Here is a 16,337-nt window from a genome sequence, read left to right on the forward strand (position 1 = left end):
CACCCCGACCATCACCAAGCCGACGCAAACGACCACCCCGCCCCCCACCGCGGAACCCTCGTCAACTCCTACGGAAAGCGGCTGACCTGCGTAAACCCGTGTTACGCAGGTGAACCCACGGGGACTGTGTGCATAGAGTGACCATCCGCTTCCAGGGGGACCTATGCGCGCATTCCAGGCCGGGCTGCTCGCGGTCTGCCTGCTGGCCGGCACGTGCCCACCGGTGCACGCCGAGCCCGCCCCCTCCTCGCGTGACGTCAAGAAGGCCCGCCAGGCCGTACGCGAACGCTCCAAGCGGCTGGGGGAGACCAGTGCCAGGCTGGCCACCGCCCAGTCACGGCTCGGCCGGCTGGCGGCCGAGGTCGAGCGGCTCGTGGAGGCCTACAACGGGGAGCTCGTCCGGCTCCGGCAGGCCGAGCAGGCCGACCAGCAGGCCAGGGCACGCCTCGCGGCGGCCGACGCCGAGGTCGAGCTGGCCCGGCACGACGTCGCGCTGCTGGCGGCGGAGACCTACGGTGGCGCGGCCATGACCGAGCCGTTCCTCGGCATGCTCATGGACCACGGCGAGACGGCCGGCATGCTCCACCGGGCCGGCGTGCTCGAACACATGAGCAGCGAACGGGCCGCGGTCCTCGCCAGGATGCGCGACGCCCAGGAGGTCGCGGGCATCCTGCGTACCCAGGCCGCCAACGCCTACGCCGCCCGCAGAGCCGCCACCGAACGCGCCAGGCACGCCAAGATCGCCGCGAAGGAGGCCGTGGCCAGGCAGCGGCGCGACACGAAAGCACTGCGAGCCCGCGAGAAACACCTCCAGCACAAGGTCGACGCCGCCCGCACCCGCGCCCAGCTGCTGGCCCGCCGCAAGGCCGCCGCCGCGTCGGTCTCCGGGCTCGTCTCCCGCGGCTCCGCCCTGGGGGACGTCGCGGCCAACTGGGCGCTCACCCAGCTCGGCAAGCCGTACGTGTGGGCGGCCGACGGCCCCGACACCTACGACTGCTCGGGGCTCACCATGCGCGCCTGGGAGAAGGTCGGCGTGCGGCTCGACCACTGGACCGGCACCCAGTGGACGTCAGGCCCGCACGTGCCGCTCGACCAGCTGCGCCGCGGCGACCTGGTGTTCTTCGGCCACATCAGCGACGACCCCGGCACCATCCACCACGTGGGGATCTACGTCGGCCGGGGCCAGATGGTGCACGCGCCGCAGACCGGCGACGTCGTACGGGTGGCCTCGATCTACCGCGGGGACCTGGTGGGCGCCACCAGGCCCCGCTGACCGTCAGTGACCGTCGTGTCCCTCGTCCTTGGCCCGGCGGAAGGAACGTTCGATCTCGGCCTCGGCCTCGATCCGCCCCACCCAGTTGGCGCCCTCGACCGACTTGCCCGGCTCCAGGTCCTTGTAGACCTCGAAGAAGTGCTGGATCTCCAGCCGGTCGAACTCCGACACGTGATGGATGTCCTGGATGTGGTGCATACGGGGGTCTGTCGAGGGCACGCACAGGACCTTGTCGTCGCCGCCCTTCTCGTCGGTCATCCTGAACATGCCCACCGCCCGGCACGTGATGTAGCAGCCCGGGAACGTCGGCTCCTGCAGCAGCACCAGCGCGTCCAGCGGGTCGCCGTCCTCACCGAGGGTGTTCTCGATGAAGCCGTAGTCGGCGGGGTACTGCGTGGAGGTGAACAACAACCGGTCGAGCCTGATCTTTCCGGTCTCGTGGTCCACCTCGTACTTGTTCCGTTGCCCCTTGGGAATCTCTACGACAACGTCGAACTCCACCGCGGTCCTCTCTCATGGGTCGAGAGCGCCTCGCAGGGCGTCCCAGCACGCGGTCAACCGCCTCACCGGGGCCCGGTCAGCGCTGCTCTCCCCCGCTCAGCCCCCGGGCACCCCCGGCTGGGCGTTAATGTCTCGTAGGCGAACACAGAAGAGAGGGCAGGCGACGTGGCGCGGCACGACAGGTGGGTGATGCTGACCACCCTCGTCGTGCTCCAAGCCCTCACCATCGTCATCGGCGTTTACGCGATGAACACCGGCTTCAGCCTCAGCGCATTGACGGGGCAGTCTCCACCGGGCGGGCCGACGGAGTCGCCGCAGGAAGAGTCTCCCCCCGCCCCCGTGGTCACCGCGGGACCTGTGCTGGCCCAGCTTCCGGTGAAGCCCGGAGACGGACCTCTCCCCACCAAGAGTACTTTGACGCGACAGCTCACCCGCGCCCTGGGTGACCGGGCGCTGGGCGACAGGGTCGGCGCCGTCGTGCTCGACGCGGCCACCGGCCAGCAGATCTTCGCCTCCAACGCCGACGCCGCCTTCGTGCCCGCATCGACGACGAAGATCGCCGTCTGCGCCGCCGCGCTCGCCTCGCTGGGGCCCGACACCCGCCTGTCCACCAAGGCCGTCCAGGGCTCCAAACCCGGCACGGTCGTCCTCGTCGGCGGCGGCGACCCGCTGCTCGCCGGCCCCTCCGCCAAGCCCCGCTACCCGAAGCAGGCCTCCCTCCGCACGCTGGCCGCCCGCACCGCCGCCACGCTGGAGTCCCGGAACATCAAGAAGGTCACCCTCTCGTACGACACCTCGCACTTCGCCGGCCCCGTCAAGGCCGACGGCTGGAAACCCGGCTACATCCCCGACGGCAACGTGGCGACCGTCCACGCCCTCGCCATCGACGAAGGCCGCCGGCACCCCCGCCACAACGCCCCCAGAGTCGACGACCCGCCCCAATACGCCGCCACGGCCTTCGCCAGACTCCTCAGGAAGGAGGGCATCGCGGTGTCGAAGTCCGTACGCCAGGGCGAGGCCCCCGCCGGCGCCGCCGAACTCGGCCGGGTCGACTCCGCCCCCATCTACGCCCTCGTCGAGCACACCCTGACCGAGAGCGACAACGACATGGCCGAGGCGCTGATGAGACACGTCGCCATCAAGGAAGGTCAGCCGGGCTCCTTCGAAGGGGGCGCCAAGGGCGTGACCGCCGTACTCCAGCGGCTCGGGGCCGCCCAGGGCGTGACCGCGCTCTCCGACGGCAGCGGCCTTTCCATCCGCAACCGCATCAGCCCCCGCGCCCTCGCCAAGATCATCGCGATGGGCGGCTCCGCCGACCACCCCGACCTGCACGCCATCGCCTCCGGCATGCCCATAGCCGGCTTCTCCGGCACCCTCGGCAACGGCCGCCGCTTCACCGCCGCCGACAGCAAGGGTCAGGTCGGGCTCGTACGCGCCAAGACCGGCACACTCAACAACGTCAACACCCTGGCGGGGCTCGCCACCACCAAGGACGGGCGGCTGGTCACCTTCGCCTTCATGGCCGACCACGTGCCCGTCAACGCCGAACCCGTACTCGACCGCCTCGCCGCCATCGTCGCCCGCAACTGAGACGCACATGGCGATCCTGCGGATCGCGGCTCGGCCGGTCCTTCGCGGGCACGACGAGAAGCACGTACGGTGGACGTTATGCAGGTGATCGACTGGGATCTGGCCGTCACGACCGGCACGCGCCTGGTGCGCCCCGGTCCTCAGGTGAGCCGGGAGGAGGCCAGGCAGGCCGTCACCGAGCTCCGCACCCTGTCACGTGAGGCCGAGGGCCACGTGCGCGAGTTCACACAAATTCACACCGACACCGCGCCACAGCCCGCGACCATCGTCGACCGGCCGGGCTGGATCAAGGCCAACGTCGAGGGCTTCCGCGTGGTGCTCGAACCCCTGACCCAGCGCATGAGCAGCGGCGACAACCCGCCGCCCGCCATCGTCACGGCCGTGGGCTCCCGCATCACGGGCGTCGAGGTCGGCGCCGTCCTGGCGTTCCTGGCCTCGCGCGTGCTGGGCCAGTACGAGCTGTTCCTTCCGCCCGACCCGACGGGTGAGGAGCCGACGGGCCGCCTGACCTTGGTCGCGCCCAACATCGTGCACGCCGAGCGCGAGATGGCCGTCAACCCGCACGACTTCCGCCTGTGGGTCTGCCTGCACGAGGAGACCCACCGCGTCCAGTTCACGGGCGTGACGTGGCTGCGCGAATACGTGCGCTCGCAGATGACCGAGTTCCTGCTGGCCTCCGACCTCGACCTGCCCACGCTGCTCGAACGCCTGCGCAACGCCGCCGACACGGTGGCCGACGTGGTGCGCGGCGGCGAGGGCAACCTCATCGACGCCATCCAGTCGCCCGGCCAGAAGGAGATCCTCGACCGCCTGACGGCCGTGATGACCCTGGTCGAAGGGCACGGCGACTACGTGATGGACGCCGTCGGCCCGTCCGTGGTGCCGTCGGTCGCCGACATCCGCTCCAAGTTCGCCCAGCGCCGCGAGGGTGGCTCCCGCCTCGACCGCACGGTCAGGCGGCTGCTGGGGATCGAGGTCAAGATGAAGCAGTACGCGGAGGGCTCGGCGTTCGTCCGCACCGTGGTCGACCGGGTCGGCATGGACGGCTTCAACAAGGTCTGGACCTCGCCCGAGACACTGCCGACGACGCAGGAGATCTCCGACCCCGACCGGTGGGTCTCCCGCGTCATGGGCACCCCGGCCCTGCCCGCCTGACCCGCCTCACCGCGCTGTCCTCAGGGCTGCGCGGTGGAGCCCGGCGTTTCCCGGCGGCGGCGTGAGCCGGGACAATGGGCTGCGTGGGGCCACATCCAGCAGTCGCCGACGTACGCAGGGCTGTGCGCGAGGCGCTGGCCGGCGTCGAGAAGGGCGCGCTGGTCCTGGCGGCGTGCAGCGGCGGAGCCGACTCCCTTGCCCTGTCGGCCGCCCTGGCGTTCGTGGCTTCCCGGATGGGGCTGCGGGCGGGGGCGCTGACCGTGGACCACGGGCTGCAGCCGGGCTCGGCCGAGCGCGCCGCGACGGTGGCGGAGGCGGCACGCGGCATGGGCCTCGATCCGGTGGAGGTGCTCACGGTGACGGTGGGTACGGCGGGCGGTCCCGAGGCGGCGGCCAGGGACGCGCGCTACGCGGCGCTGACGGAGGCGGCCGACCGGCTCAGGGCGACGGCGGTCCTGCTCGGGCACACCAGGGACGACCAGGCGGAGACGGTCCTGCTCGGCCTGGCGAGGGGGAGCGGGCCGCGTTCGTTGTCGGGCATGGCGGCGAGCAGCGGGCGTCATCTGCGGCCGTTCCTCGGTCTTTCACGGGCCACCACGGTCGCCGCCTGCCGGGCGCTGGGCCTGTCCCCGTGGGACGACCCGCACAACGACGATCCCCGCTTCACGAGGGTGCGCGTCAGGAGGCACGTGCTGCCGGTGCTGGAGAAGGAGCTGGGCCCTGGGGTCGCGGAGGCGCTCGCGAGGACCGCGGGGATGGCGCGCGAGGACGCCGACGCACTGGACGGGTGGGCGGATTCGGCGTACCGAAATTGCGCTCTAAGCGATATCGAGGGGTCGGTCAGGTTGTCCGTGGGCGAGCTGGAGAGGTTGCCCGACGCCGTCAGGCGGCGGGTCCTGCGCCGCGCGGCCATCGCTGCGGGAGCACCGCCGGGAGCGCTGTCGGCCGCCCACGTGCTGGCCGTGGACCGGCTGGTCACGCGGTGGCACGGGCAGAAGGCGGTGGACCTGCCCGGGGGTCTGTCGGCCGTGCGGCGGTATGGCACCCTGATACTCGCCATCAGTCCCATCCCGTAAGGAACCACAGGTGGACGCTGCCGACATGGGCAATGACCTGGAAAAGGTCCTCATCTCCGAGGAAGATCTCCAGGTCAGGATCAAAGAGCTCGCCGGCCGGATCGACGAGGACTATGCAGGCAAGGAAGTCCTGCTCGTGGGCGTGTTGAAGGGCGCGGTCATGGTGATGGCCGACCTGGCGAGGGCTCTGCACGTGCCCGTGCAGATGGACTGGATGGCGGTGTCGTCGTACGGTGCCGGCACGAGGTCGTCGGGTGTCGTACGCGTGCTGAAAGACCTCGACACCGACATCCTCGACCGCCATGTGCTGATCGTCGAGGACATCATCGACTCCGGTCTGACCCTGCACTGGCTGCTGGAAAACCTGAAATCGCGCAATCCGGCCTCGCTGGAGATCTGCGCCGCGCTGCGCAAACCTGACGCGGTGAAGGTGCCTATCGAGGTGAAATACGTGGGTTTCGACATTCCCAGCGAGTTCGTCATCGGTTACGGCCTCGACTACGCGGAGCGATACCGCAATCTGCCCTTCATCGGCACGCTGGCTCCGCACGTTTACACCTAGCGATTCCGCCGGTGTTCCCGGCGGGCCGGGAACACTGCGCAACGTGACGTACGTTGATAGGGCAAGACCGGTGTAGCGGGCGGGTCCCTCCGTGCGCTGTGCCGGTGTACCTTCGGACTCCTGAAGGGTGACCCCGTGTCCCCTTCGGGTAGTCAGAACTCGCGGTGTCGGATGCCGCGGCCCCGGGGCGACCCGGGGTTTCACAGGCCATGGTCAGGAAGGGACGGGCCCGCAAGGGGTTCCGCATCGGATGGATCTCAAGCGATTTACACGTGGGCCACTGCTGTGGATCCTGGGCATCGTCGTGCTGCTCCTGCTCGTCACCCAGCTCTGGAGCGGTGGCGGCAATTACAAGCCGGCCGACACGTCCTTGGTTCTTCAGCAGATTCGCGCCGGAAACGTCAGCAACGCCAAGATCATCGACAAGGACAACCGGATCGAGGTGACGCTGACCAGTCCCGTCGTGGTCAAGGCCGGCGACGCCCCGACGAAGCTGATCCAGTCCGACTGGGTCACCGGTTACGGCAGCAAGCTGACCGACGAGCTCCAGGCTCAGGTCGACGCGGGCAAGACGAAGAGCTTCGCCACCGAGGTGCCGCAGGAAAACTTCCTGGTGAGCCTCCTGGTGAGCTTCCTGCCGATCGTCATCATCGTGCTGATCTTCCTGTTCATCATGAACCAGATGCAGGGCGGCGGCTCTCGGGTGATGAACTTCGGCAAGTCGAAGGCCAAGCTGATCACCAAAGACACCCCCAAGACGACCTTCTCCGACGTCGCGGGCGCCGACGAGGCCATCGAGGAGTTGCAGGAGATCAAGGAGTTCCTGCAGGCTCCGTCCAAGTTCCAGGCGATCGGCGCCAAGATCCCCAAGGGCGTGCTGCTCTACGGCCCGCCCGGCACCGGCAAGACGCTGCTGGCTCGCGCGGTCGCGGGTGAGGCCGGCGTGCCGTTCTACTCGATCTCCGGTTCCGACTTCGTCGAGATGTTCGTCGGTGTCGGCGCCTCGCGTGTTCGTGACCTGTTCGAGCAGGCCAAGGCCAACGCCCCGGCGATCATCTTCATCGACGAGATCGACGCGGTCGGCCGCCACCGCGGCGCCGGCCTGGGCGGCGGTCACGACGAGCGCGAGCAGACGCTCAACCAGCTGCTCGTCGAGATGGACGGCTTCGACGTCAAGGGCGGCGTGATCCTCATCGCGGCCACCAACCGGCCCGACATCCTCGACCCGGCGCTGCTGCGTCCTGGGCGTTTCGACCGGCAGGTCACCGTCGACCGGCCCGACCTCGAGGGCCGCAAGGGCATCCTCAAGGTGCACGGGCGGGGCAAGCCGTTCGCTCCCGACGTCGACCTCGACGTGATCGCGCGGCGCACCCCCGGCTTCACCGGCGCCGACCTCGCCAATGTGATCAACGAGGCGGCCCTGCTCACCGCGCGGGCCGACCAGAAGCTGATCACGATGGAGCTTCTCGAGGAGTCGATCGACCGCGTCATGGCAGGGCCCGAGCGCAAGACGCGGGTCATGTCCGACAAGGAAAAGAAGATGATCGCCTATCACGAGGGCGGTCACGCGCTGGTGGCGCACGCGTTGCCCAACTCCGACCCGGTGCACAAGATCACGATCTTGTCCCGTGGCCGCGCGCTCGGTTACACGATGACGCTGCCGATGGAGGACAAGTTCCTGGCCACCAGGTCGGAGATGATGGACCAGCTCGCGATGTTGCTCGGCGGCCGGGCGGCGGAGGAGCTCGTCTTCCACGAGCCGACCACCGGCGCCTCCAACGACATCGAGAAGGCCACGGCCGTCGCCCGCCGCATGGTGACCGAATACGGCATGAGCGAGCAGCTCGGCGCCCGCAAGTTCGGCAGCGGCCAGGCGGAGGTCTTCCTGGGCCGCGAGATGGGCCACGAGCGCGACTACTCCGAGAAGATCGCCTCCACGATCGACGAGGAGGTCCGCCGGATGATCGAGACGGCGCACGACCAGGCCTGGGACATCCTGGTCGAATACCGCGACGTGCTCGACAACCTGGTGCTCGAGCTCATGGAGAAGGAGACCCTCTCCCGTGAGCAGGTGCTCCAGATCTTCAGCCCGGTGGTCATCAGGGAGCACCGTCCGTCCTATGCGGGCTACGGCAAGCGGCTGCCCTCCGACCGCCCGCCGATCCTGACCCCGAAGGAGCAGTCGGCCAACGGCTCGCTCACCACGGGCCACCAGGACGCCCTTCCGTCCGGAGACAGTGCGTGACGCAGCACGACATCGACCAGGGCCGGATCGAGAAGGCCGTACGCGAGATCCTCGCCGCCATCGGCGAGGATCCCGACCGCGACGGCCTCCTCGACACGCCTGCCCGGGTCGCCCGCGCCATGACCGAGCAATATTCAGGGCTCGGCCAGACGCCCGAGGACGTGCTGACCAAGGTCTTCGACGTCGACCACGACGAGATGGTGCTCGTCAGGGACATCGAGGTCTACTCGACCTGCGAGCACCATCTGGTCCCGTTCCACGGGGTGGCCCACGTGGGCTACATCCCCAACCAGCGCGGTGAGGTGACGGGCCTGTCCAAGCTGGCCCGCCTGGTCGACGTGTTCGCCCGCCGTCCCCAGGTGCAGGAGCGCATGACCTCGCAGATCGCCGACGCGCTCATGCGGGTGCTGGAGCCGCGCGGGGTCATCGTGGTGGTCGAGGCCGAGCACCTGTGCATGACGATGCGTGGGGTGCGCAAGCCCGGTGCCAAGACCGTGACCTCGGCGGTCCGCGGTGACTTCCGCACCAGCGACAAGACCCGTTCCGAGGCAATGGCGCTGATTCTCCACCGCTGATGACGGAACGGGGTACCCACGATGTCATCACGTGTCGGGAAGCGCCTAGGCTTGGCCCATGACTAGCGTGCCCATGAACGTGCCGGAAGGCGCGGATCGGTGCCTCGTCATGGGCGTGGTCAATGTGACGCCCGATTCGTTCTCCGACGGCGGGCGATGGTTCGACGAGGAGGCCGCGATCCAGCACGGCCTCGACCTGGTCCGTGAGGGCGCCGACATCGTCGACGTGGGCGGCGAGTCCACCCGTCCCGGGGCCGCCAGGGTGTCCCTGCAGGAGGAGCTCACCCGGATTCTCCCGGTGATCAGGGCGCTCGACGCGGAGGGTGTGCGGGTCAGCGTCGACACGATGCGGGCGGAGGTCGCGAGGGCCGCGGTCGAGGCGGGCGCGCGGCTCGTCAACGACGTGAGCGGCGGGCTGGCCGACCCCGACATGCCCCGCGCGGTCGCCGCGACCGGAGTCCCCTACGTCGTGATGCACTGGCGCGGCCACAGCCACGACATGGACAGCCGCGCCGTCTACGCCGACGTGGTCACCGAGGTCCGCGAAGAGCTGAGCAAACGGGTCGATCTGGTGCTGGCGGAGGGCGTCACGGAGGAGCAGATCGTGATCGACCCCGGTCTCGGATTCGCGAAGAACGCCGACCACAACTGGGCACTGCTGGCCGGCATCCCGAAGCTCGCCGAACTGGGTTATCCGCTATTGGTGGGCGCGTCGCGCAAACGGTTCCTCGGCCGACTGTTGGCCGGCCCCGACGGCACACCCCGGCCGTTCAGCCGCAGCGACGACGCGACCTTGGCGGTGACCGCGCTGGCCGCCCACGCGGGCGCTTGGTGCGTGCGCGTGCACGAGGTAGGTCCCAATGCCGATGCCGTGCGCGTGGCCGCCGCATGGAAGAGAGCCGGAGCCAACACATGAGCGTCGACACCGCCGCTATCGAGACGGTGAACCAGGAGTTCTACGCCGCTATCGAGAACGCCGATCTCGACAAGATGACCGAGATCTGGGCGGAAGACTCCGGTGACGAGCAGGTGAGCTGCGTGCACCCGGGCTGGACCCTGCTGACGGGCCGCTCGGAGGTGCTGCGGTCATGGGCGTTGATCATGGCCAACACCACCTACATCCAGTTCGTGCTGACCGACGTCAACACGACCGTGCTGGGCGACGTGGCCGTGCTCACCTGCGTGGAGAACATCCTCACCGCGGGCGAGGAGGGCGAGTCCAGCTTCGCCGCGGGCAAGGTGGTGGCCAGCAACGTCTACCTCCGCACCCCGCAGGGGTGGCGGTTGTGGATGCACCATGGCTCGCCCGTGCTCCAGAGCGATGACGACGAGGAGGAGGACGGCGAGCTTGAGCGCTGATCGCATCGCCCTCAAGGGCCTGCGGGCCCGGGGGAGACACGGCGTCCTCGCTGCCGAGCGGGAGCTCGGGCAGGAGTTCGTCATCGACGCGACGTTGTTCCTCGACACCGCGCCGGCGGCGGCCGGCGACGACCTCACCAAGACCGTCCATTACGGCGAGCTGGCCGAGGCCCTCGTCAAGGTCGTGGAGGGCGAGCCGGTCGAGCTGATCGAGACGCTCGCGCAGCGGCTGGCCGAGGTGTGCCTGGCGAATGAGCTGGTGCACAGGGCCGAGGTGAGCGTGCACAAGCCGGCGGCACCCATTCCGCTGCCCTTCGACGATGTGGTCGTGACGATCGAGCGGAGCCGCTGATGAAGGCCGTCATCGCCCTGGGCAGCAACCTGGGGGCCCGCTTCCAGACGTTGCAGGGCGCCGTCGACACCCTGTTCGACGCCCCTGGGCTGAGGTTCGTGCAGGCGTCCCCCGTCTACGAGACCGACCCCGTCGGCGGCCCGTCCGGGCAGCGCCCCTACCTCAACGCGATCGTGATCGCCGAGACCACGCTGGAGCCCTTCCGGCTGCTGGAGCGGGCGCTCAACGTCGAGGACGCCTTCGGCAGGGTCCGGGGCGAACGGTGGGGGCCGCGCACTCTCGACGTCGACCTGGTGGCGGTGGGCGAGCTCGTCAGCGACGACCCCGAGCTGACGCTGCCGCATCCGCTCGCCCACGAGCGCGCGTTCGTGCTGGTGCCCTGGTCGAAGGCCGATCCCGAGGCGGTGCTGCCCGGCCGCGGCCGGGTGGCCGACCTGCTGGAGGGGCTCGACCGGCAGGGCGTACGCCTGCGCGACGACCTCAAGCTGCAGAGGCCGGATTGAGGCCCACACATCCCGGCCATCTGGTCGGCATCCTCGTCGTCGTCGCGCTGCTCACCTGGGTGGTGATCCAGCCCGTCTACTCCGACCTGCCGCTGATGCCGTGGACCGCGATCCCCACGGTGACGTTGCTGGCCATCGGCGAGGGCTACACCGCCTGGCTGACCAAGGCCAGGATCGAGAGAAAGCCCGGCACCAAGCCGGTGGAGCCGATGGCGGTGGCCCGGCTGGCGGCGCTGGCGAAGGCGTCGGCGTACGCGGGGGCGGCGTTCGGGGGGATCTTCGCCGGGTTCGGGCTGCACACGGCGCAGCTGCTCGACCGGGAGACGCCACGGGGCGAGTTCTTCGTCGCCGCGGGGTCGCTGGCGTCGTGCGTGCTCCTCGTCTGCGCCGCCCTCTACCTGGAGCACTCCTGCCGCATCCCCAAGGAGCCGGAGGAGCAGGAGCGCGACTAGTGCTCGCCGGAGAGGTCTTCGGTGCTGCGCCGGGCGGCGGCCCGCACGCGGTCGTGCCACATCTCCCGGCGCAGCAGGCGCAGCGCGCGGCGGATCACGTCGCTCGGCCGCTCGCCTTCCCGCAGCGCGGCGCGGATGATCCGCAGGTCCTCGGCGGTGGCGTGGAAGCCGATGTCAGGCATGTTCCGAGCCTAGGGAGCGGCTGACGTCCTCGTCCCGCTTTTGGCGCACAGGTGTGCGGCGCCGGCCGAAGAGATAGATGACGGGGGCGGTGCAGATCAGCGGGCCGATGATGGCGATGGGGCGTTCCAGCCACCATTTCAGGTCGGGCGGGATCTGGGTGCCCATGGTGCCGAACCACCACCACGACAATCCCAGCGCGATCGCCATCCCCGTGGTGTGGAAGAGGAACAGCGGCAGCGAATAACGGTTGATGAAGTCGTTGACCCGGCGCCAGCCCGGCCGTACGAGTACGCGTTCCATGGAGGGCCGCAGCACCTCCACGAGCCCGATCTGGAAGAGCAGCAGCGCCACGATCACGAACGTGGGCGGCGCCATGTTCGACCACTTGTCGCCGGGCACGCCCACCATCGAGCCGGGATAGATGCCCGAGTAGACCAGCCCGAAGAGGGCGAACAGCCCGGTCCACAACAGTCCCTTGTCATAGCGGCGGGGCAGCGCCACGACCCGGTCGTAGAAGAACCCGGCCTGGTGCGCCAGCCCCCAGACGACGAGCATGTTGAGCCAGCCGACCTGGTCGACGCCGTAGCTGAAGCGCACCACGTCGATCACCAGGGCGGCGCCGCCGAGCCAGATCAGGGCGAGCACGTCGTAGCGGTTGTGCAGCCACAGCGCCACGGGCAGCAGCGCGATCAGCACCAGGTAGACGCCGAGGAACCAGAGTGGGCTGAGCACCAGCAGCACGACCCGCCACATCCAGTCGACGTCGAAGGCCCACGTGACGACAGCCCCGATGACGGCCCACACGCCGGACAGGACGAGCGCGGGTAAGGCGAGCGCGCGGATGCGCCGCAGGACGAACGAGCCGATGCCGACGCCCCGCGTCTTGGCCCGGTTCCAGGACAGCAGGTGCACGTGACCGCCGACGTAGAAGAACAGCGGCAGCACCTGCAGCAGCCAGGTGAGGATCCACAGTCCCGAGGTGAAGCCGAGCGGGCTGGTGGGCTCGGGGCCGTGCGGCTTCCATTCGAGAATGGTGAACGCCCAGTGCCACACCACCACGACGATCAGGCTCAGGGCGCGCAGCCAGTCGACGTACTTGTCGCGCTCTTGCGTCGTCACTTGTCGATGTCACCCACGACGAAGAACATCGAGCCGAGGATGGCGACCATGTCGGCCACCAGGTGACCAGGCAACATCTCGCGCAGCACCTGGATGTTGTTGTAGGAGGCGGAGCGCAGCTTGAGCCGCCACGGCGTCTTGTCGCCCCTGGAGACGAGGTAGTAGCCGTTGATGCCGAGCGGGTTCTCCGTCCACGCGTACGTGTGGCCCTCCGGCACCTTGAGCACCTTGGGCAGGCGCTGGTTGATCGGCCCTGGAGGCAGCGCGCGCAGGCGTTCGGCGCAGGCGTCGGCCAGGTCGAGCGAGACCTTGAGCTGTTCGAGCAGGACTTCGAAGCGGGTGTGGCAGTCGCCCGCGCTCCTGGTGATCACCTTGACGGGCAGCTCGGGGTAGGCGAGGTAGGGCTCGTCGCGCCGGAGGTCGAAGTCGACGCCGGAGGCGCGGGCGATGGGGCCGCTCACGCCGTACTGCATGATCTGGTCGCGGGTGAGCACGCCGACCCCCGTGGTGCGGGCCAGGAAGATGTCGTTGTTCAGGATGAGGTTCTCGATGTCGGGCACGCGGCGGCGGGTCTGCGCGACGGCCGCCGACACCCGGTCGAGCCAGCCGAGCGGCAGGTCTTCCTTGAGCCCGCCGACCCGGTTGAACATGTAGTGCATGCGCCCGCCGGAGATCTCCTCCATGACGGCCTGGATGCGCTCGCGTTCGTCGAAGGCGTAGAACAGCGGGGTGATCGCGCCCAGCTCCAGAGGGTAGGAGCCGAGGAACATCAGGTGGTTGAGCACCCGGTTGAGCTCGGCCAGCAGTGTGCGCGCCCACACGGCCCTGACCGGGGGCTCCATGCCGAGCAGGCGTTCGGCGGCGAGCACCACGCCCAGCTCGTTGGCGAACCCTGACAGCCAGTCGTGCCGGTTGGCGAGCATGATGATCTGGCGGTAGTCACGCACCTCGAACAGTTTCTCCGCGCCGCGGTGCATGTAGCCGATGATGGGCTCGGCGGTGGCGATGCGCTCGCCGTCGAGCGTGAGCCGGAGCCGAAGCACCCCGTGGGTCGACGGATGCTGCGGGCCGATGTTGAGGATCATGTCCTCGGTGGCCAGTTCTTTGGCGCCCGCACCTATGCCGACCACACGTTCCGTCATACGGCCATGCTGCCACCGTCGTGGGTGTCGATCCAGCGGCGGGGTGACCGTCAAACCTTGGTATGCGTGTGCATCCCAAAGTCGGACATGGGGAGGGATATCTGGAACGGGGGGAGAAATCACCATGAAGAGAATATTGTTCGACGTCGCGGCTCTGGTCGCGCGCGTGGTGACGGGCGTGATCTTCCTGGCCCATGGATGGCAGAAGTGGCAGGGCGGCCTGGGCGCCACCGCGCAGGGCTTCAGGGAGTCGGGGATCCCGGCGCCCGAGGTGGCCGCCGCGTACGCGACCGTCGTGGAGACCGTCGGCGGCATCTTCCTGATCCTCGGCCTGCTGGTCAGGCCCGTGGTGGTGCTGCTGCTGCTCAACATGCTCGGCGCGATCTTCTTCGTGCACTGGGGCCTCACCCCGCTGTCCGCCGACAACGGCTGGGAGGTGCCGGGTGCCCTCGGCTCGCTGAGCCTGCTGTTCCTCGTCCTGGGCGGCGGCCGGTTCGGCCTCGATGGCATCTTCCGCGCGATGTCGCGCCGGCGGGCCGAACGCCGCGCGGCCGAGGCGGACCTCGCCGCCCACGCCCCCGCCGGGCGGGGCGGCCCGACGACGCCCTTGCCGGCGCAGGAGGAGCCGCCCCAGGTGCCCCGGCAGCCGAGCGCGCCGAAGGACAGCGGCCTCAGCGACAAGGACATGCGCGACATCGACGCCCTGGTCGGCGACGAGCAGCCACCACGCCGCGAACCGCCCAAGGGCTGACCTTCAGCGGGCGGTGAGGTCGCGCAGCGCATCGATCAGCCGGTCCACGTGCTCCTGCGTGGTCCCGATGCCGATCGAGGCGCGCACCGCCGACGCGGCGCCGTCCTCGCACCCGCCGTCCGGGAGCCCGTTCTCCGTGCCCAGCAGGTGCCGGACGAACGGGTGCGCGCAGAACTTGCCGTCGCGCACACCGATGCCGTACTCCCCGGACAGCACCTCGGCCACCTCGCGGGCCGCTCGCCCCTCGACGGCGAACGACACGATGCCCACCCGCGGATGGTCGTCCCCCCAAAGGGACAGCTCGCGTACACCCTCGATCGAGGCGAGACCGGCCCGCAGCCGGGCGATCAGGCGCTCCTCCTCGCGCACCAGTGGGGTCCATCCGGTGGCGGAGAGCGCGTCGCAGGCGGCGGCCAGCGCGATGGCGCCGAGCACATTCGGCGTGCCCGCCTCGTGCCGCGGCTCCGGGTCGTCGTGCCACTCGACCCCGCCGGCCACCGACCGGACCGCGCCCCCGCCTTTCAGGTACGGCTCCGCCTCGGCCAGCCAGTCACGCCGCCCGATCAGCACGCCCGCGCCGAAGGGGGCGTACAGCTTGTGCCCGGAGAACGCCACGTAGTCGAGGTCGAGCGCGGTGAGGTTGAGCCGCCGGTGCGGTGCGAGCTGCGCGGCGTCCACCAGGATCCTGGCCCCGTGCCGGTGCGCGATGTGGGCCAGGGCGGCGATCGGCCACAACTCGCCGGTGACGTTGGAGGCGGCGGTGACCACGAGCAGTTTGGGCCCGTCGATCGCGGCCAGCGTCTCGTCGGCGGCGCGCACGGCCTCGCCGGGGAAGGCGGGTGGCGCCAGGCGTACGGACCGGGGCCAGGGGAGGAGCGAGGCGTGGTGCTCGGTGTCGAAGACGACGGTGGTCGTGCCCTCGGGCAGGCAGCGGGCGAGCAGGTTGGTGGCGTCGGTGGTGTTGCGGGTGAAGATGACGGCGTCGCCCGGCCGGGCCCCGGCGAACGCGCTGACGGTGTGCCTGGCCTGCTCGTAGCGGGCGGTGGTGAGCTGGGAGGCGTAGCCCGCGCCGCGGTGGACGCTGGAGTAGGCCGGGAGCGCGGCGGCGACGGCCGCGCTGACCGGCTCCAGACAGGGGGCGCTGGCGGCGTAGTCGAGGTTGGCGTAGCTCACCAGCCGGCCGCCCTTGACCGGCACCTTGAGGTCGGCGCCGAGCACGGCGGGGACACGTCGCTCGGCCGTGGGGGCGGGGGCCTCGGCGGCCCTGGCGGAAGCGGACGTGAAGATCGTCAACGTGGACACGGCAGTTCTCCTCGGGGTCGCCGGACCCCTGGAGCAGCCACGGAGCCCGCGCTTGCCCGCCACACCTCGTGACGGACCAGGTCTTCACCCGGGGCACCCCGCCGCGGACGCGAGGGTTGCCGGCCAGCTAGCCGGGGCTTGTCGCTGGCACTCATGACCTACGTCACGAACTATAACCCGGACCCGGGCATGCGTCG

18 protein-coding genes and 1 riboswitch are annotated in these 16,337 nt (G+C 69.8%); of the genes, 13 read left to right on the forward strand and 5 right to left on the reverse strand.

From position 1 onward, the window contains the following. Positions 1-163 precede the first annotated feature (163 nt). Positions 164-1,273: a C40 family peptidase gene (locus tag GUY59_RS24670; protein ID WP_138208779.1), complete on the forward strand. Its 1,110-nt coding sequence runs from the start codon at positions 164-166 to the stop codon at positions 1,271-1,273. Positions 1,274-1,276: 3 nt separating this feature from the next. Here the strand turns inward: GUY59_RS24670 and GUY59_RS24675 are convergent, their stop codons facing one another. Beyond that, positions 1,277-1,774 carry an inorganic diphosphatase gene (locus GUY59_RS24675; RefSeq protein ID WP_132342097.1) on the reverse strand — a complete coding sequence of 166 codons (498 nt, stop codon included), beginning with the start codon at positions 1,772-1,774 and terminating at the stop codon, positions 1,277-1,279. A gap of 189 nt (positions 1,775-1,963) precedes the next feature. Between GUY59_RS24675 and dacB the strand changes: the two genes are divergently transcribed. The 11 genes from dacB (at position 1,964) to GUY59_RS24730 (ending at position 11,643) form a co-directional block, all read left to right on the forward strand. Further along, positions 1,964-3,364 carry a D-alanyl-D-alanine carboxypeptidase/D-alanyl-D-alanine endopeptidase gene (gene dacB, locus GUY59_RS24680; RefSeq protein WP_201761300.1) on the forward strand — a complete coding sequence of 467 codons (1,401 nt, stop codon included), beginning with the start codon at positions 1,964-1,966 and terminating at the stop codon, positions 3,362-3,364. A 78-nt stretch (positions 3,365-3,442) separates the two neighbouring features. Then, positions 3,443-4,519, forward strand: a complete 1,077-nt coding sequence (locus tag GUY59_RS24685) for a zinc-dependent metalloprotease (protein WP_171055449.1) — start codon at positions 3,443-3,445, stop codon at positions 4,517-4,519. Between the two features lie 74 nt (positions 4,520-4,593). Next, positions 4,594-5,595 (forward strand): tRNA lysidine(34) synthetase TilS, encoded by a 1,002-nt coding sequence (gene tilS / locus GUY59_RS24690; RefSeq protein WP_138202372.1) that lies wholly within the window; start codon positions 4,594-4,596, stop codon positions 5,593-5,595. 10 nt (positions 5,596-5,605) lie between these two features. Next, on the forward strand, positions 5,606-6,157 hold the full coding sequence (gene hpt / locus GUY59_RS24695) for a hypoxanthine phosphoribosyltransferase (protein ID WP_132332068.1): 552 nt from the start codon (positions 5,606-5,608) through the stop codon (positions 6,155-6,157). A 250-nt stretch (positions 6,158-6,407) separates the two neighbouring features. Further along, the gene (gene ftsH, locus GUY59_RS24700; protein WP_132332067.1) at positions 6,408-8,402 is read left to right on the forward strand and encodes an ATP-dependent zinc metalloprotease FtsH; all 1,995 of its coding nucleotides are present in this window, start codon (positions 6,408-6,410) and stop codon (positions 8,400-8,402) included. Next, positions 8,399-8,977, forward strand: a complete 579-nt coding sequence (folE, locus tag GUY59_RS24705; protein WP_138202371.1) for a GTP cyclohydrolase I FolE — start codon at positions 8,399-8,401, stop codon at positions 8,975-8,977. The genes ftsH and folE overlap by 4 nt, the downstream gene beginning before the upstream one ends. Before the next feature lie 58 nt (positions 8,978-9,035). Further along, entirely contained in the window at positions 9,036-9,893 is an 858-nt protein-coding gene (folP, locus tag GUY59_RS24710) for a dihydropteroate synthase (RefSeq protein ID WP_442939009.1), read from the forward strand. Beyond that, complete coding sequence (locus tag GUY59_RS24715; RefSeq protein WP_138202370.1) at positions 9,890-10,336, forward strand: nuclear transport factor 2 family protein; 447 nt, start codon at positions 9,890-9,892, stop codon at positions 10,334-10,336. The genes folP and GUY59_RS24715 overlap by 4 nt, the downstream gene beginning before the upstream one ends. Further along, the gene (gene folB / locus GUY59_RS24720; protein ID WP_132634350.1) at positions 10,326-10,688 is read left to right on the forward strand and encodes a dihydroneopterin aldolase; all 363 of its coding nucleotides are present in this window, start codon (positions 10,326-10,328) and stop codon (positions 10,686-10,688) included. The genes GUY59_RS24715 and folB overlap by 11 nt, the downstream gene beginning before the upstream one ends. Next, on the forward strand, positions 10,688-11,191 hold the full coding sequence (gene folK, locus GUY59_RS24725) for a 2-amino-4-hydroxy-6-hydroxymethyldihydropteridine diphosphokinase (protein WP_132332059.1): 504 nt from the start codon (positions 10,688-10,690) through the stop codon (positions 11,189-11,191). Before folB ends, folK begins: the two co-directional genes overlap by 1 nt. Further along, on the forward strand, positions 11,188-11,643 hold the full coding sequence (locus GUY59_RS24730; protein ID WP_138202369.1) for a DUF3180 domain-containing protein: 456 nt from the start codon (positions 11,188-11,190) through the stop codon (positions 11,641-11,643). The genes folK and GUY59_RS24730 overlap by 4 nt, the downstream gene beginning before the upstream one ends. Here GUY59_RS24730 and GUY59_RS24735 read toward each other — a convergent pair. Genes GUY59_RS24735 through GUY59_RS24745 form a run of 3 tightly spaced genes read right to left on the reverse strand, consistent with a single transcriptional unit; the run spans position 11,640 to position 14,087 of the window. Beyond that, positions 11,640-11,825: a hypothetical protein gene (locus GUY59_RS24735; RefSeq protein ID WP_138202368.1), complete on the reverse strand. Its 186-nt coding sequence runs from the start codon at positions 11,823-11,825 to the stop codon at positions 11,640-11,642. The genes GUY59_RS24730 and GUY59_RS24735 overlap by 4 nt on opposite strands. Continuing rightward, positions 11,818-12,945, reverse strand: a complete 1,128-nt coding sequence (locus tag GUY59_RS24740; RefSeq protein WP_201761301.1) for an acyltransferase family protein — start codon at positions 12,943-12,945, stop codon at positions 11,818-11,820. The genes GUY59_RS24735 and GUY59_RS24740 overlap by 8 nt, the downstream gene beginning before the upstream one ends. Next, positions 12,942-14,087, reverse strand: a complete 1,146-nt coding sequence (locus GUY59_RS24745; RefSeq protein ID WP_138202367.1) for an NADH-quinone oxidoreductase subunit D — start codon at positions 14,085-14,087, stop codon at positions 12,942-12,944. Before GUY59_RS24745 ends, GUY59_RS24740 begins: the two co-directional genes overlap by 4 nt. Positions 14,088-14,211: 124 nt before the next feature. Between GUY59_RS24745 and GUY59_RS24750 the strand changes: the two genes are divergently transcribed. Next, on the forward strand, positions 14,212-14,838 hold the full coding sequence (locus tag GUY59_RS24750; protein WP_138202366.1) for a DoxX family protein: 627 nt from the start codon (positions 14,212-14,214) through the stop codon (positions 14,836-14,838). 3 nt (positions 14,839-14,841) lie between these two features. On the opposite strand, the gene GUY59_RS24755 is transcribed toward GUY59_RS24750, so the two are convergent. Next, positions 14,842-16,140 carry an aminotransferase class V-fold PLP-dependent enzyme gene (locus GUY59_RS24755; RefSeq protein WP_138202365.1) on the reverse strand — a complete coding sequence of 433 codons (1,299 nt, stop codon included), beginning with the start codon at positions 16,138-16,140 and terminating at the stop codon, positions 14,842-14,844. A gap of 43 nt (positions 16,141-16,183) precedes the next feature. Continuing rightward, positions 16,184-16,299, reverse strand: a riboswitch (SAM riboswitch). Positions 16,300-16,337: the final 38 nt, after the last annotated feature.

Source organism: Nonomuraea sp. K271, assembly GCF_009908215.1.
Classification (GTDB): domain Bacteria; phylum Actinomycetota; class Actinomycetes; order Streptosporangiales; family Streptosporangiaceae; genus Nonomuraea; species Nonomuraea longispora.

Coding starts and splice junctions, on each gene's coding strand:
- GUY59_RS24670 (WP_138208779.1), top strand. CDS start 164: ATGCGCGCATTCCAGGCCGGGCTGCTCGCGGTCTGCCTGCTGGCCGGC.
- folK (WP_132332059.1), top strand. CDS start 10,688: ATGAAGGCCGTCATCGCCCTGGGCAGCAACCTGGGGGCCCGCTTCCAG.
- tilS (WP_138202372.1), top strand. CDS start 4,594: ATGGGCTGCGTGGGGCCACATCCAGCAGTCGCCGACGTACGCAGGGCT.
- GUY59_RS24735 (WP_138202368.1), bottom strand. CDS start 11,825: ATGCCTGACATCGGCTTCCACGCCACCGCCGAGGACCTGCGGATCATC.
- ftsH (WP_132332067.1), top strand. CDS start 6,408: ATGGATCTCAAGCGATTTACACGTGGGCCACTGCTGTGGATCCTGGGC.
- GUY59_RS24685 (WP_171055449.1), top strand. CDS start 3,443: ATGCAGGTGATCGACTGGGATCTGGCCGTCACGACCGGCACGCGCCTG.
- dacB (WP_201761300.1), top strand. CDS start 1,964: ATGCTGACCACCCTCGTCGTGCTCCAAGCCCTCACCATCGTCATCGGC.
- folP (WP_442939009.1), top strand. CDS start 9,036: ATGACTAGCGTGCCCATGAACGTGCCGGAAGGCGCGGATCGGTGCCTC.
- GUY59_RS24715 (WP_138202370.1), top strand. CDS start 9,890: ATGAGCGTCGACACCGCCGCTATCGAGACGGTGAACCAGGAGTTCTAC.
- GUY59_RS24745 (WP_138202367.1), bottom strand. CDS start 14,087: ATGACGGAACGTGTGGTCGGCATAGGTGCGGGCGCCAAAGAACTGGCC.
- GUY59_RS24750 (WP_138202366.1), top strand. CDS start 14,212: ATGAAGAGAATATTGTTCGACGTCGCGGCTCTGGTCGCGCGCGTGGTG.